23 protein-coding genes and 1 riboswitch are annotated in these 21,771 nt (G+C 76.2%); of the genes, 11 read left to right on the top strand and 12 right to left on the bottom strand.

Annotated elements, in window-relative coordinates:
* Positions 1–156: 156 nt before the first annotated feature.
* A complete protein-coding gene (locus ACZ4MO_RS15440; protein ID WP_175010186.1) occupies positions 157–1,827 on the bottom strand; it encodes a 2-isopropylmalate synthase in 1,671 nt (556 codons plus the stop codon).
* A gap of 265 nt (positions 1,828–2,092) precedes the next feature.
* Here ACZ4MO_RS15440 and ACZ4MO_RS15435 point away from each other — a divergent pair, with 265 nt between their 5' ends.
* From ACZ4MO_RS15435 to ACZ4MO_RS15420, 4 genes are read left to right on the top strand one after another with little or no spacing between them, the layout of a single operon-like run.
* On the top strand, positions 2,093–2,785 hold the full coding sequence (locus tag ACZ4MO_RS15435; RefSeq protein WP_175010176.1) for an FCD domain-containing protein: 693 nt from the start codon (positions 2,093–2,095) through the stop codon (positions 2,783–2,785).
* A gap of 26 nt (positions 2,786–2,811) precedes the next feature.
* Positions 2,812–3,873, top strand: coding sequence for a zinc-binding dehydrogenase (locus ACZ4MO_RS15430; protein ID WP_175010175.1), 1,062 nt, complete (start codon positions 2,812–2,814; stop codon positions 3,871–3,873).
* Positions 3,870–4,151 (top strand): hypothetical protein, encoded by a 282-nt coding sequence (locus tag ACZ4MO_RS15425; RefSeq protein WP_175010174.1) that lies wholly within the window; start codon positions 3,870–3,872, stop codon positions 4,149–4,151. The genes ACZ4MO_RS15430 and ACZ4MO_RS15425 overlap by 4 nt, the downstream gene beginning before the upstream one ends.
* A 39-nt stretch (positions 4,152–4,190) precedes the next feature.
* Entirely contained in the window at positions 4,191–5,189 is a 999-nt protein-coding gene (locus ACZ4MO_RS15420) for a DUF4862 family protein (RefSeq protein ID WP_499279188.1), read from the top strand.
* Positions 5,190–5,268: 79 nt separating this feature from the next.
* Here ACZ4MO_RS15420 and thiD read toward each other — a convergent pair whose 3' ends face one another.
* On the bottom strand, positions 5,269–6,228 hold the full coding sequence (thiD, locus tag ACZ4MO_RS15415; RefSeq protein ID WP_175010172.1) for a bifunctional hydroxymethylpyrimidine kinase/phosphomethylpyrimidine kinase: 960 nt from the start codon (positions 6,226–6,228) through the stop codon (positions 5,269–5,271).
* A riboswitch (TPP riboswitch) is annotated at positions 6,222–6,316 on the bottom strand. It overlaps the preceding gene by 7 nt.
* A gap of 77 nt (positions 6,317–6,393) precedes the next feature.
* Here thiD and ACZ4MO_RS15410 point away from each other — a divergent pair.
* On the top strand, positions 6,394–6,618 hold the full coding sequence (locus tag ACZ4MO_RS15410; protein WP_074810076.1) for a hypothetical protein: 225 nt from the start codon (positions 6,394–6,396) through the stop codon (positions 6,616–6,618).
* 71 nt (positions 6,619–6,689) lie between these two features.
* Here the strand turns inward: ACZ4MO_RS15410 and ACZ4MO_RS15405 are convergent, their stop codons facing one another.
* The 8 genes from ACZ4MO_RS15405 to infC form a co-directional block, all read right to left on the bottom strand.
* A complete protein-coding gene (locus tag ACZ4MO_RS15405) occupies positions 6,690–7,574 on the bottom strand; it encodes an SDR family NAD(P)-dependent oxidoreductase (protein WP_175010171.1) in 885 nt (294 codons plus the stop codon).
* Positions 7,571–10,192 (bottom strand): phenylalanine--tRNA ligase subunit beta, encoded by a 2,622-nt coding sequence (pheT, locus tag ACZ4MO_RS15400; protein ID WP_175010170.1) that lies wholly within the window; start codon positions 10,190–10,192, stop codon positions 7,571–7,573. The genes ACZ4MO_RS15405 and pheT overlap by 4 nt, the downstream gene beginning before the upstream one ends.
* Positions 10,192–11,313, bottom strand: a complete 1,122-nt coding sequence (gene pheS / locus ACZ4MO_RS15395) for a phenylalanine--tRNA ligase subunit alpha (RefSeq protein WP_175010169.1) — start codon at positions 11,311–11,313, stop codon at positions 10,192–10,194. Before pheS ends, pheT begins: the two co-directional genes overlap by 1 nt.
* Before the next feature lie 286 nt (positions 11,314–11,599).
* Positions 11,600–12,244, bottom strand: a complete 645-nt coding sequence (thpR, locus tag ACZ4MO_RS15390) for an RNA 2',3'-cyclic phosphodiesterase (protein ID WP_175010168.1) — start codon at positions 12,242–12,244, stop codon at positions 11,600–11,602.
* Positions 12,241–13,119 carry a TrmH family RNA methyltransferase gene (locus ACZ4MO_RS15385; protein WP_175010185.1) on the bottom strand — a complete coding sequence of 293 codons (879 nt, stop codon included), beginning with the start codon at positions 13,117–13,119 and terminating at the stop codon, positions 12,241–12,243. Before ACZ4MO_RS15385 ends, thpR begins: the two co-directional genes overlap by 4 nt.
* Before the next feature lie 68 nt (positions 13,120–13,187).
* Positions 13,188–13,574, bottom strand: a complete 387-nt coding sequence (gene rplT / locus ACZ4MO_RS15380; RefSeq protein WP_024840664.1) for a 50S ribosomal protein L20 — start codon at positions 13,572–13,574, stop codon at positions 13,188–13,190.
* A gap of 67 nt (positions 13,575–13,641) precedes the next feature.
* Entirely contained in the window at positions 13,642–13,836 is a 195-nt protein-coding gene (gene rpmI, locus ACZ4MO_RS15375) for a 50S ribosomal protein L35 (protein WP_108051433.1), read from the bottom strand.
* A gap of 107 nt (positions 13,837–13,943) precedes the next feature.
* A complete protein-coding gene (gene infC / locus ACZ4MO_RS15370) occupies positions 13,944–14,957 on the bottom strand; it encodes a translation initiation factor IF-3 (RefSeq protein ID WP_255437414.1) in 1,014 nt (337 codons plus the stop codon).
* A 431-nt stretch (positions 14,958–15,388) separates the two neighbouring features.
* Between infC and ACZ4MO_RS15365 the strand changes: the two genes are divergently transcribed.
* From ACZ4MO_RS15365 to ACZ4MO_RS15340, 6 genes are all read left to right on the top strand, one after another.
* Complete coding sequence (locus ACZ4MO_RS15365; protein WP_175010166.1) at positions 15,389–15,853, top strand: transcriptional repressor; 465 nt, start codon at positions 15,389–15,391, stop codon at positions 15,851–15,853.
* A 113-nt stretch (positions 15,854–15,966) separates the two neighbouring features.
* Positions 15,967–17,481, top strand: a complete 1,515-nt coding sequence (locus ACZ4MO_RS15360) for a catalase (RefSeq protein WP_175010165.1) — start codon at positions 15,967–15,969, stop codon at positions 17,479–17,481.
* A 153-nt stretch (positions 17,482–17,634) separates the two neighbouring features.
* Positions 17,635–17,997 (top strand): DUF1844 domain-containing protein, encoded by a 363-nt coding sequence (locus ACZ4MO_RS15355; protein ID WP_087472917.1) that lies wholly within the window; start codon positions 17,635–17,637, stop codon positions 17,995–17,997.
* A gap of 62 nt (positions 17,998–18,059) precedes the next feature.
* On the top strand, positions 18,060–18,782 hold the full coding sequence (locus tag ACZ4MO_RS15350) for a hypothetical protein (RefSeq protein WP_499279179.1): 723 nt from the start codon (positions 18,060–18,062) through the stop codon (positions 18,780–18,782).
* Positions 18,779–19,540 carry a trypsin-like peptidase domain-containing protein gene (locus tag ACZ4MO_RS15345; RefSeq protein WP_175009522.1) on the top strand — a complete coding sequence of 254 codons (762 nt, stop codon included), beginning with the start codon at positions 18,779–18,781 and terminating at the stop codon, positions 19,538–19,540. Before ACZ4MO_RS15350 ends, ACZ4MO_RS15345 begins: the two co-directional genes overlap by 4 nt.
* 94 nt (positions 19,541–19,634) lie before the next feature.
* Entirely contained in the window at positions 19,635–20,162 is a 528-nt protein-coding gene (locus tag ACZ4MO_RS15340; protein ID WP_074810068.1) for a hypothetical protein, read from the top strand.
* A gap of 72 nt (positions 20,163–20,234) precedes the next feature.
* Here ACZ4MO_RS15340 and ACZ4MO_RS15335 read toward each other — a convergent pair whose 3' ends face one another.
* Complete coding sequence (locus ACZ4MO_RS15335; RefSeq protein WP_175009523.1) at positions 20,235–20,981, bottom strand: SseB family protein; 747 nt, start codon at positions 20,979–20,981, stop codon at positions 20,235–20,237.
* Positions 20,978–21,721, bottom strand: a complete 744-nt coding sequence (gene priA, locus ACZ4MO_RS15330; protein ID WP_175009524.1) for a bifunctional 1-(5-phosphoribosyl)-5-((5-phosphoribosylamino)methylideneamino)imidazole-4-carboxamide isomerase/phosphoribosylanthranilate isomerase PriA — start codon at positions 21,719–21,721, stop codon at positions 20,978–20,980. Before priA ends, ACZ4MO_RS15335 begins: the two co-directional genes overlap by 4 nt.
* Between the last annotated feature and the right edge of the window lie 50 nt (positions 21,722–21,771).

Genomic DNA, 21,771 nt, shown 5'->3' with positions numbered 1-21,771 from the left:
CTCAGCCCCGGCCGTCCCGTCCGGTCGGGCCTGCCCCTCGGCGGGGAGCGTCTCGGCCGAGAGGCGAGAAGTGGCCCCTTCGGGGCCCGCTCGGGGGCCACTTCTCGCTTCTCGTCGCCGCGCGCACGACTCGGACCGGTCGCGAGCCCGGCGGCCTCAGGCCGTCGCCGCGCAGACCGCGCGGACGGCGGCTCCCAGGACGGACGTGTCACGACCCACGGTCCAGCGTGGGGTGCCGTCGGGGCCGCGGTGCTCGAGGTAGGTCAGCGCGGTCGCGTCGCTGCCGCTGCCGACGGACTGCTGGGTGAGCGAGAGGACCTCGACCGGGCGGCCGAGGCGGGCCAGCGCGTCGACGAGGGCGTCGACCGCGCCGGCGCCCGTCCCGGACGTGGGGACTCGCTCGCCGTCGACCGTGACCACCAGGTCGAGGTGCTCCGTGCCGTCGTCGGAGCGTCGGCTCGTCCACGCGACGGGCTCGACGGCGCCCGTGCGCGCGTACGCGGTCTCGAACAGGCCCAGGAGGGCGTCGGCCGTGACCTCCGCCCCGGTCGTGTCGGCGTGCTCCTGGACGCGGCGCGCCAGGTCCACCTGGAGGCCCCGGGGCAGGTCCAGGCCGTGCACGGACTGCAGCACGTACGCGACGCCGCCCTTGCCCGACTGGCTGTTCACGCGCACGAGGGCCTCGTACGACCTCCCGAGGTCCGCGGGGTCGACGGGCAGGTACGGCACGCGCCACGGCGCCTCCGCGGGGTCGAGGCCGACCGCCGCGGCGTCGGCCCGGTGCCGCGCCATCCCCTTGCGGATCGCGTCCTGGTGGGTGCCGGAGTAGGCGGTGTGCACGAGCTCGCCCGCGTACGGGTGGCGCGGGTGGACGTCGATCCGGTTGCACGCCACGACGACGTCGCGGATCGCGTCGAGGTCGGAGAAGTCGACCATCGGGTCGACGCCCTGCGCGTGGAGGTTGAGGCCCAGCGTGACGAGGTCGACGTTCCCCGTCCGCTCGCCGTTGCCGAACAGGCACCCCTCGACGCGCTGCGCGCCGGCGAGGACCGCGAGCTCGGCGCACGCGACGCCGGTGCCCCGGTCGTTGTGCGGGTGGACGGAGAGGATCACGCCGTCGCGCCGCGCGAGGTTCCGGTCCATGTACTCGATCTGGTCGGCGTAGACGTTGGGCGTCGCGACCTCGACCGTGGCGGGGAGGTTGAGGACGACGGGCCGCTCGGGCGTCGCGTCCCAGAGCGTCGTCATGCGGTCGCACACGTCGAGCACGTAGTCGGGCTCGGTGAGGTTGAACACCTCGGGCGAGAACTCGAAGCGGACCCGCGGGTCGTCGCCGGCGTGGCGCAGCACCTCGGTCCCGGCGTCGGTGATCAGCCGGGCGAGCTCCTCGCGGTCGCGGCCGAGCACGACGTCCCGCCAGACGGGCGCCGTCGCGGCGTACACGTGGACGACGACCGGGTTGCGCAGCCCGCGCACGGCCTCGACCGTGCGCGCGACGAGGTCGGCGCGCGCGGCGGTGAACACGACGACGGTCACGTGCTCGGGCGCGAGGTCGGTCTCGGCGAGCAGGCGCACGAAGTCGAAGTCGGTCTGCGACGCCGACGGGTAGCCCACCTCGATCTCGGTGTACCCCATCGCGACGAGCAGCTCGAAGAAGCGGCGCTTGCGCGCCGGGTCCATGGGTTCCGCGAGCGCCTGGTTGCCGTCGCGCAGGTCGACGGGGACCCACAGCGGCGCCTCGGTGAGCCGGCGCGCAGGCCAGCGGCGGTCGGGCAGGTCGGGCACGTCGACGCGGGCGTGGACGTCGGCGTAGCGGGACGACGGCATGGGCGAGGGGCGCTGCCGGTTCCACGTGGGCGTGGTCGTGGCGGAGGGGCGGTCCGTGCGGGCAGGGGTGGCGGAGACGGTCATGGCGGTCCTTCGGCTGGAGCCCCGTGATGGCCGGGGCGCGGGACGACCGGCGCACGACGGACCCCCACGGCGGGGGGCCGGTCCGGTCAGACCCCGCCGTGGCGCCGAAGGAGGAGCGCCGTCCAGGACATGCGGGGTACGCTAGCCCCGATCAAGTCCTCAGACAACCTGAGAGGTTTCCATGACCGCGCTGCAGCGGCGCCCCCTGGCCGACCAGGCGGCCGAGCTCCTGCTCGAGCGCGTGCGCTCCGGCGTCTGGCCCCTCGACCACCGGCTGCCCGGGGAGCAGTCGCTCGCCGCCGAGCTCGGCGTCGGCCGCTCGACCGTCCGGGAGGCGATCCGCCAGCTCGCGGGCCGCGGCGTCCTCGACAGCCGCCAGGGCTCGGGCGTGTACGTCGTCTCGACGGACACCACCGACGACTGGGACGAGGTGCTGCGCCGCGGCGAGATCGTCGACGTGCTCGAGGTGCGCGCCGCGCTGGAGGCGGAGGCCGCAGGGCTCGCCGCCGCGCGCCGCACCCCCGCGGACCTGCGCACCATGACGACGGCGCTCGCTCGCCGCGGGCAGGTCGCGGCGACGGCGTCGCCCGCCGAGTACGTGGACGCGGACCTCGCGTTCCACCGGGCGGTCGTCGACGCCGCGCACAACGCCGTGCTGGCCGAGCTCTTCGCGACCTTCGTCCCTCGCCTGCGCCGCGCGATGGTCGCCATGGTCGATCTCGACCGGGCGGGCACGACGCACCGGCACGACCAGGACGCGCACGAGGCGATCCTCGACGCCGTGCGCGCCCGGGACGCCGGCCGCGCCTCCGCGGCGGCGCGCGAGCACCTCGCCGCCGTGCACGCGAAGGTCGCCGGGGACGGGCGACCCTGACCGCCGCACGACCCTAGGCTGGGGGCATGCACGCGATCGTGGCCCGCGCGGCGGGCGGCCCCGAGGTCCTCGAGCTCACCGAGCTGCCCGACCCGTCGCCGGGCCCGGGGCAGCTCCGCGTCCGGTCCGCGGTGGCGGGCGTGAACTTCATCGACACGTACAAGCGCTCCGGCGTGTACGCGATGGAGTACCCGCACGTCGTCGGGAGCGAGGGGGCCGGGGTCGTCGCCGAGGTGGGCGAGGGGGTCGAGGGGTTCGCCGTCGGGGACCGCGTCGTGTGGACCGAGGCGCCGGGGTCGTACGCGGACCTCGTGGTCGTGGACGCCGAGCAGGCTCTCCACGTGCCGGACGCCGTCTCGCTCGAGGACGCGACCGCCGTCGCGCTCCAGGGGCTCACCGCGCACTACCTGTGCACGTCGTCGTACCCCGTGCGTCCGGGCGACCGCGTCCTCGTGCACGCGGGAGCGGGCGGCGTCGGGCTGCTCCTGACCCAGATGCTCGTGGCGCGGGGCGCGCACGTGATCTCCACGGTCTCGACCCCCGAGAAGGCGGAGCTGTCCCGCGGCGCGGGCGCCGAGCACGCGATCCAGTACACGGCGTTCGCGGACCTCACCGCCGAGCTGCCGGAGGTCGTGCGCGGGCTCACGGGCGGCGAGGGCGTCGCGGCGGTGTACGACTCGGTCGGCAAGGACACGTTCGACGCGTCGCTCGCGTCGCTGCGCCGCCGCGGCACGCTCGTCCTCTACGGCGGCTCCTCCGGGCAGGTCCCCCCGTTCGACCCGCAGCGCCTCAACGCGGGCGGCTCGCTGTTCCTCACACGGCCCAAGCTCGCCGACCACACGGCGACGCGCGCGGAGCTCGTCGAGCGCGCGACCGAGGTGCTCGGCGCGGTCGCGGGCGGCACGCTGCACGTGCGCGTGGGCGCGACGTTCCCGCTCGCCGACGCCGCCGACGCCCACCGCGCGCTCGAGGGCCGCGCGACCACCGGCAAGGTGCTGCTCCGGCCCGCCGGGGCGGACGGCGCGGCCGACACCACGGCCCGCACCACGACCGGTGCCTCGACCGGCACCTCGACCGGCACCGCGTGAGCTGGGACTGGGTGCCGCCGCGCCCGGGCGAGGAGGACGGCTCCGACGGCGGTCCCTCCCCCACGCTGCGCCGCACCGTGACCGTGCTCGCCGTGCTGCTCACCGCGGTGTTCGTCGTCTACTACGTGACCGTCGCGGTGCGCCAGCAGGCCGACGCGTGCGTCGCCGACCGTCCCGCGGGCGTCGCGGTGCAGGACGTCGAGACACGGTGGCGCTGGGTCCCGCCGGGCTACACGTGCGAGTACGCCACCGCCGACCAGGGCGTCGCCCGCGCCTGACGAGCCCGCCCCTTCCCCACCCACGACCGACGAGGACCGATGACCGACCTGCACGACCGCCCCCTGACCCTGCTCGGTGCCTACGCCCTCGCGGGCGTCCCCGACCCGGGCGGCTGGTACGCCGCCCTCGACGAGGACGGTCTCGACGGCCTCGAGCACCCCGTCGACCCGGACGACGCGGACGCGCTCGCGACGACCGCGGCCGCGCTGCCGCCGCACTGGGCGCTGCTGCTCACGACGGTCGCCGCGACGGCCCGCCGCGCCGCGGCCGACCGCGCCTACGGCCTCGCGTCCGACGACGAGGAGGGTCGGCGCGCGGCGGTCGACGGCGTCGCGCGCGTCCTCGCGGCCGTGGCCCGGCTCGCCGAGGCGGAGGGGCAGCGACGCGTCGTCGCGGTCGAGCTCCAGTCCGCGCCCGGTCCCGGCCGCGGGTCCGGCGCGGCGCTCGCGCGCAGCCTCACGGAGCTGGCCGCCGTCGCGCCCGCCGGGCTGCCGCTCGTGGTGGAGCACTGCGACGCGCCACGCCCGTGGGGCGTCGCGGAGAAGGGGTTCCTCGCGCTCGACGACGAGATCGCCGCCGTCGCGCGCGCCGCCCGGGACACCGGCCACCCGCTGCACGTCGGGCTCAACTGGGGCCGGTCCGCCATCGAGGGGCGCAGCGCCGCCACGCCCGTCGAGCACGCACGGGCTGCCGCCGCCGCGGGCCTCCTCGCGAGCGCGATGCTCTCGGGTGCCAGCGGGAGCCCGGGCCGGTGGGGCGCTCCGTGGGCGGACGCGCACGTGCCGCCCCACGGCCCCGACCCCGCGCTCCCCGGCCCCGACGAGACGATGCTCGGCCCGGCCGAGGTGCGCGAGTTCCTCGCCGCGGCCGGTCCCGTCCCGCTCGTCGGCGCCAAGGTGACCACGCGGCCCGCGGACGCCCCGCCCGCGCAGCGTCTCGCCGTCGCGCGCGCGACGCTCGCCGTGCTCCGCGACGCGCTGGCCGCCGTCGCCCCCGACATCGGTGCCGATCGCGCAGCGAGCCGCCCCGCCGGCTGAGCGCGTCCCGCGGGCCGCGCCCGTCCCGGCTCGACCCCGAGCCCGACCGGGCGCAGCTCGCGCCCGACCCCGCGCAACCTCAGCCCCGCGGCACGGGCGCCGAGCGGTGCAGGTGGTCGACGGGCCCGCGGCCGGTCCCCACCCGCAGAGCGGCACCGGCGCGCAGCGCGCCCGTGAGCCACTCCTTCGCCTCGCGCGCGGCCTCCTCCCAGCTCGCGCGCTGCGGTCGCAGCGCCGCGAGCGCCGCCGAGAGCGAGCACCCGGTGCCGTGGGTGTGGGGCGTGTCGACGCGCTCGGCGTCGAACGTCGTGACGGTGGCCGCCCCCGGCACGCGACCCGACGTCGGCCCGGGCGCGGGGACGACGAGCGCGTCGGGCGACGTGCGCCCGGTGAGGTGGCCGCCCTTGAGCAGCACGACGGCGCCGCTCGCCGCCGCGTACGACGTCGCCTGGCACAGGGCGTCGTCCCACGTCGTCGCGGGCTCCCGCCCGCCGAGGACGGCGAGCTCGGGCAGGTTCGGCGTGACGACGTCCGCGCGCGCCGCGAGGTCGCGCACGGCCTGCTCGGCGCCCGCGTCGAGCAGGCGGTGACCGGACGTGGCGACCATCACCGGGTCCAGGACGACCCACGGCCGCGGACCACCCGCGGCGGCGAGGTCGTCGAGCCACTCCCCGACCGTGCGGGCGTTCGCCTCGTCCGCCACCATGCCGATCTTCACCGCGTCGACCTCGACGTCGTCCGACACGGCGTCGAGCTGCGCGCGCAGGAACGCCGGCCCGGGGACGTGCACCGACCGCACGCCGTGGGTGTTCTGCGCGACGAGCGCCGTCGTGACGGCCATGCCGTAGGCGCCGTGCGCGCAGAACGTCTTGAGGTCGGCCTGGATCCCGGCGCCGCCGGTCGGGTCGGTCCCCGCGACGGACAGGACGCGGGGGCGGGACGGAGCCGGGTCGGGCCCCCGGCCCGGGTCGGGGCGACGGTCACGGTCCGCGCGGGCGGGGACCGGGTCGGAGGTGTGCCGGGGCAGGGCGAGCGTCATCGCGCGGACATCCCTTCGCTGGTACGAGCCAGATCAGGTTCGACGGGTCTCATCTCAGCCCCGGTGCGGGGCACCCCGTGTCGCGGGCCATGCTACGCGGCGGGCCGCGCGCTTTTCACCCGCCCCGACGCGTGAGACGACGCGCGTGCGCGCGTCTTTCCGGGTATGACGCAGCACGTCGCCCCCGCGACCCGCCCCTTCCTGCCGGACGCACCCGTCCCGGTGCAGGTGCCCGCCCTCTGCACGACCTACGACCGGGACGGTCGGCGGGTCGTGCTCACGGGCGTCATCACGCACGACGCGGGCGGCCTCGTGGCCTTCGAGTACGAGCACCCCGAGCGGGGCCTGTGGCACGTGTGGGTCGACCGGGACACGTGCGCTCCCCGGTGACCGGTGCCCCGGACGCACGGACGCCGCCCGACCGGGGGGTCGGGCGGCGTCGCCGTGCGGGGTGCGCGCGCTCAGCGGGCGGGGAGCTCTCCCGGCATCGGGTCGTCGGCGCCCCAGCGCGTGACGCGCAGCCGACGGCCGTCCGGCCCGGGCAGCGCGACGCCTGCCCGGGCGGCCTCCTGGGCGGCCGTGCGGAGCGAATCGGGCGAGTCGTGCGTCACGCGGACGAACGCCCCCGAGAACGCGTCGAGCTCGCCGCGGGCGATCGCGACGACCATCTCGACCGTGCGCTCGACGGGCGTCCACTCCGTGCGGCCCTCGTGCATGACCATGGACGCCGTCATGTCGGTCTGCACGACGCCCGGCGACACCTCGAAGGTCCGCAGCCCGAGCGCGTGGCCCGAGCGGTGCAGGTTCGCCCCGAGGCGCAGGAGCGCCGTCTTGCTCGCGTTGTACGCGCTCGCGCCCTCCATGTCGTGCGAGCCCGCGCCGCTGCTGAGGTCGACGACGCGGCCGCCGCCGCGCGCGAGCATCCCGGGGACGACCGCGCGCGCGAGCAGGAACGGCCCGCGCACGTTGGTCTCCAGGACGGCCCACCACTCGTCGGGGTCCGCCTCCCACAGCGGCACCTCGGCGTCGACCCGGCCCGCGTTGTTGACGAGCAGGTCCACGCTCCCGAGCGCGACCTCGGCCTCGCGGACGGCCGCGGCCACCGCCGCCGCGTCGGTCACGTCCGCCGTGACGACGACGGCCCGGCCCGCGCCGTCGAGGGCGGCGATCTCGTCGGCCACGCCCGCGAGCCGGCCCGCGTCGCGCGCGAGGAGCGCGACGTCGAGGCCGGCCGCGGCGAGCCCGACGGCGACCGCGCGGCCGATGCCGCGCGACGCCCCGGTGACGAGCGCGGTGCGGGCGGGCGCGACGTCCGGCGCCGCGCCCGGCCCCGGTGCGCCGCTCATGCGCGCAGCTCCGCCCCGACGCGCTCGCGCGCGGCGGCCACAGCGCCCTCCCGGACCCGCGCGACGTCGTCGGCGGTGAGGGTGCGGTCCGCGGCGCGCAGCCGCAGCGAGAACGCGAGCGACTTGCGCCCGGCGCCCACCTGCTCGCCCGTGAAGACGTCGAACAGCGCGACCTCCTCGGCGAGCTCGCCGGCGCCCTCGACGACCGCGGCGCGCAGGGCCTCGGCCGGCACGTCGGCAGCGACGACGAACGCGAGGTCCTCCTTCGCCGCCGGGAACCCGGAGACCGGGGTCGCCTGGACGGGCTCGTCTGACGCACCGGCGACGAGCGCCGTCAGGTCGAGCTCGAACGCCACGGAGCGGGCGGGCAGGCCGACGTTCTCCAGCACCTTGGGGTGCAGCTCGCCCGCGTGCCCGACGACCGTCCCGTCGGCGAGCTCGAGGCGCGCGCAGCGGCCGGGGTGGAACGGGGCCCGCGCGGTGTCCGCGACGACGCGCACGGCGTCGTCCCCCCGCAGACCGGCGCGGTCCGCGACCAGGCGTGCCGCGTCGACCGCGTCCGTCCAGTCCGCCGGACGGCCGGGGCCCCACCAGCCCGCCCGCTCGCGACGACCGACCAGGACGCCCGCGACGTGGCGCGGCTGCGCGGGGAGCGCGGCCTCGATCGCGGCGAGGTCGTCGTCGGAGGGACGCACACCGCCGGGCAGCGACGGCGCGGCCGGGGCGCCCGGGCGCGGGTGCGTCACGAGCCCGACCTCGAACACGGCGACGTCCGCGAGCCCGCGGCCCACGTTGCGGCGCGTGGTCTCCAGGAGCGTGCTCAGCACGTCCGTGCGCATCAGGGGGCGGTCGTCGGCCAGCGGGTTGAGCAGGCGCAGGGCCCGGCGGCGCTCGTCGTCCGCGGGGATCCGCAGCGCGTCGAGCTCGCCCTCGCCGACGAACGGGTAGCTCAGCGTCTCGACGAACCCGTGCTCGGCGAGCGCCCGGGCGACCGACCGGCGCACGCGCTGCTCGCGCGTGAGCCCGCGCCCGCCGGGCGCCGCGGGGAGCACCGACGGGATCTCGTCGTACCCGACGAGGCGCGCGACCTCCTCGACCAGCTCGGCCGGCTCGGTGAGGTCGGGGCGCCACGACGGCGGGGTCACGACGACGACGCCCGTCGCGGCGGCGTCGTCCGCGTCGACCGTGCACCCGATCGCTCCGAGCGTCCCGACGACCTGCTCGAGCGTGTACGGCACGCCGACGAGGCGCTCGGCCTCGCCGACGGGCAGGCGGATCGGGGCGGGCGTGGTCACCCGGTCGAGGTCGCTGACGGCCGGGTCCGCGGTCCCGCCGCCCAGCTCGACGAGCAGGTCGACGACGCGCTGCGCCGCGACCGCGGGCAGCAGCGGGTCCACCCCGCGCTCGAACCGCTTCGCCGCCTCGCTCGACAGCTTGTGGCGGCGCGACGTGCGCGCGACCGTCACGGGGTCGAAGTGCGCGGCCTCGACGAGCACCGCCGTCGTCTCCGGCCCGACCTCCGACGAGGCGCCGCCCATGACGCCCGCGAGCCCGAGCACGCGCGCGCCGCGCGCGCCGTCGGGGCTGTCGGTGATGAGCAGGTCCTCCGGGTCAAGCGCGCGGTCCACGTCGTCGAGCGTCGTGAGCCGCTCGCCCGGGGCGGCGCGCCGCACCACGACGGGGGCCGCGACCTTGTCGAGGTCGTACGCGTGCAGGGGCTGCCCGAGGTCGAGCATGACGTAGTTCGTCACGTCGACCGCGAGCGAGATGGGCCGCATGCCGGACGCCGTGAGGCGGCGCTGCATCCACGCGGGCGTCTGCGCCGCGGGGTCGAGCCCGCGCACGACGCGCGTCACGAAGCGGTCGCACCCGACGACGCCGTGGACCGGCGCCGCGTCGTCGACCTCGACGGGGAAGCCGTCGGGCGTCGCCGCGGGCGGGGGCGCGGGCAGGGAGCCGGGCAGGCCCGGGTCCGTGAAGCGCGCGCCCGTCGAGTGGGAGAACTCGCGCGCGACGCCGCGGTAGGAGAACGCGTACCCGCGGTCGGGCGTCACGTTGATCTCGAGCACCTCGTCACCGAGACCGAGCAGCGCGACCGCGTCCTGCCCCGGGGTGAGGTCCTCGGCCGCGTACCCGAGCCGCGGCAGCACGATGATGCCGTCGTGGTCCTCGCCGAGCCCGAGCTCGCGCTGCGAGCAGATCATGCCGTCGGACACGTGCCCGTACGTCTTGCGGCTCGCGATGGGGAACGGGCCGGGCAGGACGGAGCCCGGCAGCGCGACGACGACGAGGTCGCCCGGCGCGAAGTTGTGCGCGCCGCACACGATCCCGCGCGCGCCGCCCGCCGGCATGTCGGCCGGCTCGACGCCCTGGATCTCGGCGGCGTTGTGCTCCGGCCCGACGTCGACCAGGCACCAGTTGATCGTCTTGCCGTTCTTCTGCGGCTCGGGCGTCATCTCGAGGACGCGCCCGACGACGAGGGGACCCGTCACGGCCGCGCCGTGGATCGCCTCCTCCTCCAGGCCGACGCGGACGAGGTCGGCGGCGAGCCGCTCGGCGGTGAGCCCCGCGGGCAGCTCGACGTGGTCGCCCAGCCAGTCGATGGCGACGTACGGCATCAGATCTCCGTTCCGAACTGGGCGGAGAAGCGCACGTCGCCCTCCACCATGTCGTGCATGTCCGCGATCCCGTGGCGCAGCATGAGCGTGCGCTCGATGCCCATGCCGAACGCGAAGCCCGAGTGCTCGTCGGGGTCCACCCCGACGGAACGCAGCACGTTCGGGTTGACCATGCCGCAGCCGCCCCACTCGATCCAGCCCGGGCCGCCCTTCTTCTGGGGGAACCACAGGTCCATCTCGGCGCTCGGCTCGGTGAACGGGAAGTACGCGGGCCGCAGGCGCGTGCGCGCGTCGGGGCCGAACATCGCGCGCGCGAACGCGTCGAGCGTGCCGAGCAGGTGCGCCATGGTCAGGCCCTTGTCGATCGCCAGGCCCTCGACCTGGTGGAAGACGGGCGTGTGGGTCGCGTCGAGCGCGTCGGTGCGGAACGTCTTGCCCGGGCACGCCACGTACAGCGGCACGCCGCGCTCGAGGAGCGAGCGGGCCTGGACCGGAGACGTGTGGGTGCGCAGCACGAGGTTCGACGGCCCCGCGCCGTGCTGGCCGTCCGGTCCGGCGACGTAGAACGTGTCCTGCATCTGGCGCGCGGGGTGGTCCACGCCGAAGTTCAGGGCGTCGAAGTTGAACCACTCCGCCTCGACCTCGGGGCCCTCCGCGATCTCCCAGCCCATGCCGACGAAGAAGTCCGCGACGCGCTCCTGCAGCGTCTCGAGCGGGTGCCGCGCGCCCGCGGGGACGCGGTCCACCGGCAGCGTGACGTCCACGGCCTCCTCGACGAGGACGCGCTCGTCGCGCTCGGCCTCGAGCTCGCCCTGGCGCGCGGCGAGCGCCTGGTTGAGCCGGCCGCGCAGCGGGCCGAGGAGCTTGCCCGCGGTCTTCTTGTCCGCGGGGGCGAGCGACCCGATCTGGCGGTTCGCGAGCGCGAGCGCGCTGCGGTCGCCCGTGTGCTCGGTGCGCACGCGCTTGAGCGCGTCGAGGTCGCCGGCCGCGGCGACGGCGGCCAGCGCGGCGTCGAGCGCGCGCTGCAGCGCGTCGGCGTCGAGCGGGGAGGGGGCGGTGGGGGTGTCCGGTCCGCCGTCGCCCGCGTGGGGGGTGACGACGTCGGCGTCAGGGCTGGACATGCGTGCCTTCCTGGCGAGGGCGGGACTGCGGGGAGCGGACGACGGCCGGCGTCGACCCGCGGCACGCGCCGCTCGGGGCGGGGCGTGCGGGGCGCGCGCGTGCGCGCGTCGCCGTCATTCTAGGGCGCCCGTCCGGGCCAGGACCCGACCCGCCACGAGGCGGGCGGGGAGCACGCGTCAGTCGCGCGGGCCCGTGACGGGCCCGGGAAATCGACGACCACCGCGCAGGCTCATGCGACCCATCCTCGCACAGGCGCCCCCGGGAGCAGCCGGAGGGTGGTCCCGCTCACCGCGCGGCGGGTCCGAGCGGGAGGGTCCGCAGGGTCCGGTGCACCGGGTGCCCGGACGCGTCACCGAGGTCGGACTCGACGAGGTGCAGCGCGTCGGCCGTCCACCCGGGGCCGGCGTACACGGCGAGAGCCGCGGCGGGCGCGACGAGCGGGTCGCCCACGGTGCGGTCGGGCCGGGTCGTGCCGCGGGCGCGCGCCCGGCGGTTCGCCTGGCGCGCCCCGGCCGCGGCCCGTGCCACGGTGAGGTGCGCCCGCTGCCGGGGACGGCGGTCCACCCGGACGCCCGCGGCGCCCGCCGCCTCGGCGACCCCGGCGCTCAGCGCGCGCAGGGCGTCAGCGCCGTCCCCGCCGACGCCGACCCACAGGACGCGCCGGTCGAAGACGCCCGCGCCCCGGAGCCGGAGGTCGAGCGGCGCGGCGTCGTGCGCGACCGGCTCGAGCGCCGCCGCGAGGTCCGGGACTGCCCCCTCGGGCACGTCCCCGAAGAACGACACCGTGAGGTGCCACAGCTCGGGCGGCGTCCAGCGGACGAGCGGTGCGCCGTCGGGTCGGCGCGCCTCCTGCGCGTGGGCGTCCGCGAGGGCGAGCGCGAGGTGGTCGAGCGCCGCCGGACTCGGGTAGAGCGCGGCGAACAGCCTCACGCGCCGCCCTCCGGGTCGCCGGTCGGACCGCGGACCGGCCGGTGCGCGCGGCTGGAGGCGTAGAGGCAGACCGTCGCGGCCGTCGCGAGGTTGAGGGACTCGGCCCGGCCGCGGATCGGCACGCGCACGACGCCGTCGGCGAGCGCGCGGTCCTCCGGGGGCAGACCCCACGCCTCGTTCCCGAAGACCCACGCGGTGGGTGCCGCGAGGTCGACCGGGCGCTCGGTACCGGTGCCCGCGGCGCCGGCCACGTCGAGCAGGTCGTCGAGGTCGAGGTCCCCCGCGCCGTCGGCGGCGAGGACCGTGAGCCCCGCGCCGCGCAGCGCGGCCACGGCCTCGGCCAGGCTCACGCCCGTGACGACCGGGAGGTGGAAGAGCGACCCGGCCGTCGACCGCACGACCTTGGGGTTGTGCACGTCGACGCTCTCGCCCGCGAGCACGACCGCGTCGGCCCCCGCGGCGTCCGCCGCACGGACCACCGTCCCGGCGTTGCCCGGGTCGCGGACCGTCGCGAGCACCGCGACGAGCGCCGGGCGGTCGCGCCCCGCGAGCGTCGCGACGACGTCCTCCAGGCGCGGCGCGTGCGCACGCACGACGGCGAGCACCCCCTGCGCGTCGGCGCTCATCGCCGCGAGGACCTCGGGCGTCGCACCGTGCACGTGCAGCGCGGCCGCGCGCGCGTCGGCGACGATCTCGGGATGCCGGTCCGCCGCGGCGGGCGTGACGTAGACGTCACGGACCCGGTCGGGCGCGTGCCGGACCGCCTCACGGACGCCCTGCGGGCCCTCCACGAGCAGCTGCCCGTGCCGTGAACGCGCCGGACGCCCGGCCAGCGCACGGACCGCCTTGACCCGGTCGCTGCGAGGGTTCGTCAGCGTGGGGTCGAGCGGGCCGGGCGCCGGACGGGCGTCCGTAGCCGACGGGCGGCTGGGCGAGGCGCTGGTCAGGCTGCGGCCTTGGGCGCGTTGACGTCCTCGGGGAGCGCGTCCTTCGCGACCTGGACGAGCGCGTTGAACGCGGCCACGTCGTTGACCGCGAGCTCCGCGAGCAGGCGACGGTCGACCTCGACACCCGCGGCCTTGAGACCCTGGATGAGGCGGTTGTACGTCAGGCCCTGGGCGCGCGACGCAGCGTTGATGCGCTGGATCCACAGCTTGCGGAAGTCGCCCTTGCGCGCCTTGCGGTCACGGTAGGAGTAGACGAGGGAGTGGGTGACCTGCTCCTTCGCCTTGCGGTAGAGGCGCGAGCGCTGGCCGCGGTAGCCGCTGGCGCGCTCGAGGGTCGTACGGCGCTTCTTCTGGGCGTTGACCGCCCGCTTCACGCGTGCCACGTGATGCTCCTTGCAGTTCGGGGCTCAGGGGTGAGCCGGTCGGTGGCGGGTCCCGCCACCTGCCGGGTCACTTGCCGAGCAGCTTCTTGATGGACTTGACGTCGGCGGGCGAGACCACCTGGTCCTGGGCGAGGCGGCGCTTGCGCTTGGTGGCCTTGTGCTCGAGCAGGTGTCGAGCGTTGGCCTGCTCGCGCATGACCTTCCCGGTACCCGTGATGCGGAAGCGCTTCTTGGCACCCGAGTGCGTCTTGTTCTTCGGCATGACTGCCGTCTCTCCTTGTGTCCGGTCAGCCACCTCGCGGTGGCCGACGTGTTCGGGTCCGGGCCGGTGGGCCCGGACCCCGAGCAGGGTCCGTCCGTGGTGCCGGCTCAGCCGGCCTTGCCTCGCGGCGCCGGCTTGGGCGCCGGGCGCGGAGCACCCGGCTTCGGCGCGGCGGGCCGAGGTGCTGCGGGCTTCGCGCCGTCGGACGACGCCGGTGCGGGCGAGGCCGCGGGCGCCGGGCGGGGCGTCGCGGGCTTCGACTCCGTGGCCGGCCGGGCGGCGGGACGCGGGGCCGGAGCCGAGCGCGGGGCCGGAGCCGAGCGCGGGGCCGGAGCCGAGCGCGGAGCCGGAGCCGAGCGCGGAGCCGGAGCCGAGCGCGGGGCCGGAGCGGCCTGGGCCGGCGCGGGCTCCTCCGCCGGCGCGGGGGCAGGAGCAGGGGCCTCGACCGCGTCCGCGGTCTCCGTCGCCTCGACGGCGGTCTCCGTCGCTTCGACCGCGTCGGTGGCCTCGACCGCGTCGGTGGCCTCGACCGTCTCGACCGTCTCGGTCTCGTCGGTCACGTCCGCGTCGTCGCCCGAGCGCGCCGCGGCGCGCTGGGCGGACTTCGTGAGACGCGGCTCGGCCTCCTGGGCGCGCTTGCGCTGCTCGCTCTTGGCGTCGGCCTTCTTCTTCACCGGACCGAGCACCATGGTCATGTTGCGCCCGTCCTGCTTCGGCATGGACTCCACGAAGCCGAGCTCCGCGACGTCGTCCGCGAGGCGCTGGAGCAGGCGGACACCCATCTCGGGGCGCGACTGCTCACGGCCGCGGAACATGATCATGACCTTGACCTTGTCGCCCGCCGCGAGGAAGCGTTCGACGTGGCCCTTCTTGGTGCCGTAGTCGTGCGGGTCGATCTTCAGGCGGAAACGGATCTCCTTGAGGACCGTGTTCGCCTGGTTGCGCCGCGCCTCACGCGCCTTCATGTCGGACTCGTACTTGAACTTGCCGAAGTCCATGAGCTTGGCGACGGGGGGCCGGGCGTCCGGGGCGACCTCGACGAGGTCGAGGTCCGCGTCCTGGGCAAGGCTCAGGGCAACCTCGGTGCGGACGACGCCGACCTGCTCCCCGCCGGGACCGATGAGTCGGACCTCGGGGACGCGGATCCGATCGTTGATGCGAGGCTCGCTGATGTGATGCTCCTAGGAAGTCGTCGGTAGACCGCCCGGACACGAAGAAGGCCTCCGTCCCTGGCGCAGGGCGGAGGCCATCAGGTCGGGACGTCACGCGAACGCGACGACCACGGCGGAGCGCTCCCCGAGGGGCTCGCTCCGGACCAGGACCCGGCCTCTGTCGCGACGTGAGTCGGCGGTCGAGACCCGGGTGGGATGTCATCCACTTGCGCACCCGCACGCCTTCCCCACCACCCGGAACCGGGTGACGCGGACACGAACGAGTCGGTCAGTCGTCAAGGATAGCAGAGCGGTCGCGGGCGTCGAGCGGAACGCTCGTCGGACACCTGATTCGATCCATCAATGGAACTCTTCCAGAATAGGGGGGTACAGTGGTCGCCATGACCACAGGAGCGACGTCGACCGCGGGCACCGGCCTCGAGGACGGGGCCCGCCGCGCACGCCACGAGAGCGAGCTGCGCGACCACGGCCTGCGCGTCACCGCCGCACGCCTGGCGGTGCTCGACGCCGTCGAGGTGCAGCAGCACGCAGACGCCGACGACGTCCTGCGGGCCGCGCGCACCGCGCTGGGCTCCGTCTCCGTGCAGGCCGTCTACGACGTCCTGCACACGCTCACCGACAAGGGGCTCGTGCGCCGCATCGAGCCCGCCGGGCACCCGGCCCGCTACGAGCGCCGGCTCGGCGACAACCACCACCACGTGGTGTGCCGGGGCTGCGGCGCCGTCGCCGACGTGGACTGCACCGTGGGCCACGCCCCGTGCCTCACCCCCAGCAGCACCGCGGGGTTCCGGATCGACACCGCCGAGGTGACGTTCTGGGGACTCTGCCCGGACTGCGCCGACTGACCCCGCACCACCCGCCTCGGGGCCTCGTGCACCCGGAGCACGTCCGTTTCCTCACGGATGCACTGTTTGAGAACGCCACACGAGCCGTACCCGCGGCTCACGGAAGGAGACCCATGACCGCCCCCTTCACCACGACGAACGCCGGCGCCCCCGTCGCCTCGGACGCCCACTCCCAGTCCGTCGGCGCCGACGGCCCGATCGTCCTGCACGACCACTACCTCGTCGAGAAGCTCGCCCAGTTCAACCGCGAGCGTGTCCCGGAGCGCGTCGTGCACGCCAAGGGCGGCGGCGCGTTCGGCACGTTCACCGTGACCCAGGACGTCAGCGCGTACACCCGTGCGGCGCTGTTCCAGCCCGGCACGACGACCGAGATGCTCGCGCGCTTCTCCTCCGTCGCCGGCGAGCAGGGCTCGCCCGACACCTGGCGCGACCCCCGCGGCTTCGCGCTGAAGTTCTACACGACCGAGGGCAACTACGACCTCGTCGGCAACAACACGCCCGTGTTCTTCCTGCGCGACGGCATCAAGTTCCCCGACTTCATCCGCTCGCAGAAGCGTCTGCCGGGCTCGAACCTGCGCGACAACGACATGCAGTGGGACTTCTGGTCGCTCTCCCCCGAGTCGGCGCACCAGGTGACCTGGCTCATGGGCGACCGCGGCCTCCCGTCGAGCTGGCGCCACATGGACGGGTTCGGCTCGCACACCTACCAGTGGATCAACGCGGCGGGCGAGCGGTTCTGGGTCAAGTACCACTTCAAGACCCAGCAGGGCATCAAGAACCTCACGGCCGACGAGGCCTCGCAGCTCGCCGGGTCGGACTCGGACCACCACATCCGCGACCTGTACGAGCACATCGAGGGGGGCGACTTCCCGCGCTGGACGCTCTCGGTCCAGGTCATGCCGTACGAGGACGCCAAGACCTACCGGTTCAACCCGTTCGACCTCACGAAGGTGTGGCCGCACGCCGACTACCCGCTGATCGAGGTGGGCATCATGGAGCTGAACCGCAACCCGGAGAACTACTTCGCGCAGATCGAGCAGGCGACGTTCGCGCCGAGCAACTTCGTGCCGGGCATCGCCACGAGCCCGGACAAGATGCTGCTCGCGCGCATCTTCTCCTACGCCGACGCCCACCGGTACCGCGTGGGCACGAACCACGCCCAGCTCCCGGTGAACGCGCCGCACGCCGCGGCCGAGGCCGGCCACTCGTACGCGAAGGACGGGTCGATGCGCTACTCGTTCTCGTCGGCGACCACGCCGGTGTACGCGCCCAACAGCCGGGGCGGCGCGCACGCCGACCCGGCCCGCGCGGCGGAGTCCGCCGGCTGGGAGGCCGACGGCGAGCTGACGCGCAGCGCCGCGACGCTGCACCCGGAGGACGACGACTTCGGCCAGGCGGGCACGCTCTACCGCGAGGTCTTCGACGACGCCGCCCGCGCGCGCTTCCTCGAGACGATCACGGGCCACGTCGGCGCCGTGCGCAGCGAGGACATCCGCGAGCGCGCCGTGCAGTACTGGACGTCCGTCGACGCGAACCTGGGTCGCGACCTGCGTGCGGCCCTGGCCGCCGCGGACGCCCCGCTCGAGGGCGGCCAGCCCGGGACGGCCGCGGAGCCGGTCCGCGTCTGACCCCGTCGCGGCCGCCCTGCGGGGCGGTCGCACCCCGTCGGCCGCCGCCCCTCGCCGGGGGCGGCGGCCGACGTCGTCCCCGGGCAGGGGGCGGTCCGACCCCCGCCCGCACCGAGGCCACCGCTCCCGCCGCCGGATGGAAAGATGGTCGCCATGAGTACCGAGAACGCCGCCGTGCCCGACCCCGCCACCGACGCGGTGCGCGACATCGCCGACGTGGCCGCCGTGGAGGTCATCACGTCCGCGGCCGTCCACCTCATGAGCGCCGCCGCCGTCAAGTGCGGCCTCGCGGAGGACGCGCAGGAGCAGGGTCACCTCGACCTGGACGAGGCGCGCAAGCTCATCAACGCGCTCGCCGCGCTCGTGACCGCGAGCGCCCCCGACATCGGCAACCAGCACGCCCGCTCGCTCCGCGACGGGCTGCGCTCGCTCCAGCTGGCCTTCCGCGAGGCGTCGGTCTACCCGGACGCCCCGGGCGAGGGGCCGGGCGAGAAGTACACGGGCGCCGTGAGTTGAGCACTCCCCCGGTCCCGCCCCCGCACGGCCGTCCCGCGAGGCCGCCGCAGCCGCCCGAGAGCGTGCCGCGGGGCACCCCCGCCGGCGCGGTCCCGGCGACCGCGCCGGGCGCCGTCGGGCCGCCGTCGTTCGCGCCCGCGGCGGCCGGCCCCGGGGCTCCGGCACCCGGGTCGGCGTACGCCTCGACGGCCACCGGGACCGCGTCGGGCGACGGCGCGCGCACGGGCGGTGACGGCACGCTCACGCACAGCGGTGCCGCGGCGGCCCGGCCGCGACGTCGTCGCGGGGCCGTGGTCGCGATCGTCGTGCTCGCGCTGGCCCTCGCCGCGGCGCTGGGCGTCGGCGCGTACCTGTGGCTCACCACGACGCGCTGGCAGGAGACCAGCGCCGCGTGGGAGTCGGAGGCGCGCGGCCTGGGGCAGGACGTCGCGCAGCTGCGCACCGAGCTCGACGGCGCGAACGCGGAGCTCGAGTCCGCGCGCACGCAGCTCACCGCCGCCCAGGACCGCATCAGCGACCTCGCCAACGAGAAGGCCCAGCTGGGCGACGAGAACGAGGCGTCCCAGCAGTACCTGGACTACCAGAGCCGCGTCTCGGACGCCGCGGGCAAGGTCGCGGCCGCGCTCGGCCAGTGCACGACGGCGCAGACGCAGCTCATCGGGTACCTGAACAACCGGGACGCGTACGACCCCGCCGACATCGACCGGTTCGCGGACCAGGTCGGGGTGCTGTGCCAGGAGGCCACCGACGCGAACGCCCAGCTCCAGCAGGAGCTCGCCGGATGACGCGCCGCCCGTCCCGGCGCGCCTCCGCCCGCGTCGTCGGCGCGGTGCTCGGGCTGTCGCTCGTGGGCGGTGCGCTCGCCGCGTGCGGTGTCCTCCCGGAGCTCCCCGAGCCGGTGCCGGGCTCGGTCGTCCCGTCGCTCGTGGCGCCGGACGACCCGGCCGGCTCGGAGCACCTCTCCCCCGACGGGTTCGACGCCGTGCAGCGCATGGCCGTGCGCATCCGCAACGTGCGGTGCGACGGCCTGTCCACCGGGTCGGGGTTCGCCGTCGACTCCCGCACGCTCATCACCAACAAGCACGTGGTCGACTCGTCGCGCTCGCTCCAGCTCCTCACCTACGACGGGCGCGACATCGCCGCCCAGACGGCGAGCGTGGCCGGCCTGGCGGACCTCGCGATCGTCCGGACCGCGGAGGACCTCCCGTCCGCCCCGACCCTCGCCGCCGCCGACCCGGCGCCCGGCGACGCGGTGACGGTCGTCGGGTACCCCGAGGGCGGACGGCTCACCGTGACCCAGGGATCGGTGATCGGCACGACGACCGACCCGCTGCACGAGAACCTCGGCGAGGTGCTCGTCACCGACGCCCCCGTCGAGCCGGGCAGCTCGGGCTCGGCCGCGCTCAACGCGGCGGGCGAGGTGATCGGCGTCGTGTACGCGAAGACCTCGACGGAGAAGTCGCTCCTCGTGCCCGTGAGCACCCTCCAGACGATGCTCGGCGACGAGTCCGCGTTCACGGCCCTCCCGGAGTGCGACGCCTGACCCGTCCCGGCGTCCGAGCGCCCGCGGCCTCGACGACGAGGCGGTGCGCGCGGTTCCCGCGCGCACCGGGGGCCTCAGGTCTACCCTTCGTGCCATGAGCACACACGCGAGCTCGGACACGCCCCCCGTCGACCCGGCGCACATCACCCACGCGGCACGCGACACGCTCACCGTGCGTCGCGTCTTCGGGGAGTCCTACGAGCGGGACGGCACGCTCGTCATCCCCGTCGCGACGGTCTGGGGCGGCACGGGCTCCGGCTGGGGGTCCGGCACCGGCGAGCTCTCCGGCAAGGGGGCAGCGGACTGGCGGCGTCGCGTCGGCGCGGCGTCCGCGCGCAAGGCGGACGCCGACCCGGGCGACGGCACCGCGGACGGCGGCTCGTCGTCCGACCCCGGTTCCGGCAACGCCGGGGGCGAGGCGGGCGGCGAGGGCTCGGGCGGTGGCGGCGGCTTCGGGGTGCGGGTCGTCGCGAAGGGCGTCTACGTCGTCGACGACGCAGGGGTGCGCTGGCAGCCGGCACTCGACCTCAACCGCGTGATCCTCGGCGGGCAGGCCCTGGGCGCCGTCGTGGCGTTCTCGGCCGCGCTCGCGTGGGGCCTCAGCCGCCTGCGTCGGCGCTGAACCCGGACGGGCGGTCGGTCGACCCGGACCGGCCCCGCGGACGCGCCGGCCTCACCGGGTCGACCGACCGTCTCAGTCGGCCCGGCCGACGCGCAGCTCGAGCCCGTCGACGCGCTCGGACACCACGGCGTCCGTCGCGAGCGCGGCGTTGACCTGCCCGAGCACGGCGTCGAGACCGGCGCGGTCGAGACCGGCGTCGATGCGCAGGACCACCGCGACCTCCGCCCGGCGGCCCGGCTCGGCCCAGACGCGCGCCACGTGCGGCACGCCCGCGAGCGACCCCTGGACCGCGGCGAGCACCTCGGGCACGACGACCCCGTCGACGACGGCGGGCGACCAGTCCTTGCCCTGCGCGAGCGCCCACACGGCCGGGCGCGGCACGAGCGCCGTGACCGGTCCCGCCGGGTCGAGCACGAGCAGCGACCAGTCCTCGCTCACGGCGGACAGCGCCGCGCGGCGCGCGTCCACCGGCACCGGCCGCGCGCTGGCGCGCCAGGCCGCCATCGCCGCGACGGACGTGAACACGGGCAGCGCGCGACGCCCGTCCGGCGCCTCGATGGCGACGACCCCGGCCGACGCCTCCTTGTCCACCGTGTGCCCGTGCTCGCCCTCGCCCGCGCTCTCGAGCTCGGCGAGGATCGGCACGAGCACGCGCGTCTCGCCGAGGCGAGCGACGACGTCGGACAGCGAGGCCGAGCCCGCGGCGTAGGTGTCGAGGAGCGCGGCGAGCGCGGGGTCGGCCGATCCGTCGTCGCCCGCGAAGCCGGAGGACGGCGGGAGCGCCTTGCCCGGGCCCGCGGGCTCGTGGTCGGTCGTCACGGCCGACCCGCGACGTCGAGCGCCTGCGGGAGCGTGAACGCGCCCGCGTAGAGGGCCTTGCCCACGATCGCGCCCTCGACGCCGGCCGGGACGAGCGAGCGCAGCGCCTCGAGGTCCTCGAGGCTCGAGATGCCGCCGGAGGCGACGACGGGCGCGTCGGTGCGCGCCGCGACGTCGCGCAGCAGGTCGAGGTTCGGGCCGCGCAGCGTCCCGTCCTTCGTCACGTCGGTGACGACGTACCGCGCGCACCCGGCCGCCTCCAGGCGGTCGAGGACCTCCCACAGGTCGCCGCCCTCCTGCGTCCAGCCGCGCGCGGCGAGCGTCGTGCCGCGCACGTCGAGGCCGACGGCGACCGCATCGCCGTGCTCCGCGATGACCTTGGCCGTCCACTCGGGGTTCTCGAGCGCGGCCGTCCCGAGGTTGACGCGGCGGGCGCCGGTGGCGAGCGCGCGCTCGAGCGACGCGTCGTCGCGGATGCCCCCGGAGAGCTCGACCTGGACGTCGAGGCGCCCGACGACGTCCGCGAGCAGCTCCGCGTTGGAGCCGCGGCCGAACGCGGCGTCGAGGTCCACGAGGTGGATCCACTCCGCGCCGCCGGACTGCCAGTCGAGCGCGGCGGCGAGCGGGTCGCCGTACGAGGTCTCGGAGCCCGCCTCGCCCTGGACGAGGCGGACGGCCTGGCCGTCGGCGACGTCGACGGCGGGGAGCAGCACGAGGCGGTCGGTCACGGGGGTCTCCATCGGTGTAGGCGGTGGCGCGGCGCTGTCGCGCCGGGTGGTGCGCGCCGGGC

It is taken from the genome of Sphaerisporangium cinnabarinum (assembly GCF_055567015.1).
This window is presented reverse-complemented; position numbering and strand designations above follow the sequence as displayed.

Excerpts from the sequence above, each read along its gene's own strand:
- ACZ4MO_RS15410 (WP_074810076.1), top strand. The coding sequence starts at position 6,394 with ATGACGCAGCACGTCGCCCCCGCGACCCGCCCCTTCCTGCCGGACGCA.
- ACZ4MO_RS15430 (WP_175010175.1), top strand. The coding sequence starts at position 2,812 with ATGCACGCGATCGTGGCCCGCGCGGCGGGCGGCCCCGAGGTCCTCGAG.
- ACZ4MO_RS15440 (WP_175010186.1), bottom strand. The coding sequence starts at position 1,827 with ATGCCGTCGTCCCGCTACGCCGACGTCCACGCCCGCGTCGACGTGCCC.
- thiD (WP_175010172.1), bottom strand. The coding sequence starts at position 6,228 with ATGACGCTCGCCCTGCCCCGGCACACCTCCGACCCGGTCCCCGCCCGC.
- ACZ4MO_RS15365 (WP_175010166.1), top strand. The coding sequence starts at position 15,389 with ATGACCACAGGAGCGACGTCGACCGCGGGCACCGGCCTCGAGGACGGG.
- rpmI (WP_108051433.1), bottom strand. The coding sequence starts at position 13,836 with ATGCCGAAGAACAAGACGCACTCGGGTGCCAAGAAGCGCTTCCGCATC.
- ACZ4MO_RS15355 (WP_087472917.1), top strand. The coding sequence starts at position 17,635 with ATGAGTACCGAGAACGCCGCCGTGCCCGACCCCGCCACCGACGCGGTG.
- priA (WP_175009524.1), bottom strand. The coding sequence starts at position 21,721 with ATGGAGACCCCCGTGACCGACCGCCTCGTGCTGCTCCCCGCCGTCGAC.
- ACZ4MO_RS15345 (WP_175009522.1), top strand. The coding sequence starts at position 18,779 with ATGACGCGCCGCCCGTCCCGGCGCGCCTCCGCCCGCGTCGTCGGCGCG.
- pheT (WP_175010170.1), bottom strand. The coding sequence starts at position 10,192 with ATGCCGTACGTCGCCATCGACTGGCTGGGCGACCACGTCGAGCTGCCC.
- ACZ4MO_RS15435 (WP_175010176.1), top strand. The coding sequence starts at position 2,093 with ATGACCGCGCTGCAGCGGCGCCCCCTGGCCGACCAGGCGGCCGAGCTC.
- ACZ4MO_RS15360 (WP_175010165.1), top strand. The coding sequence starts at position 15,967 with ATGACCGCCCCCTTCACCACGACGAACGCCGGCGCCCCCGTCGCCTCG.
- ACZ4MO_RS15420 (WP_499279188.1), top strand. The coding sequence starts at position 4,191 with ATGACCGACCTGCACGACCGCCCCCTGACCCTGCTCGGTGCCTACGCC.
- ACZ4MO_RS15340 (WP_074810068.1), top strand. The coding sequence starts at position 19,635 with ATGAGCACACACGCGAGCTCGGACACGCCCCCCGTCGACCCGGCGCAC.
- pheS (WP_175010169.1), bottom strand. The coding sequence starts at position 11,313 with ATGTCCAGCCCTGACGCCGACGTCGTCACCCCCCACGCGGGCGACGGC.
- ACZ4MO_RS15405 (WP_175010171.1), bottom strand. The coding sequence starts at position 7,574 with ATGAGCGGCGCACCGGGGCCGGGCGCGGCGCCGGACGTCGCGCCCGCC.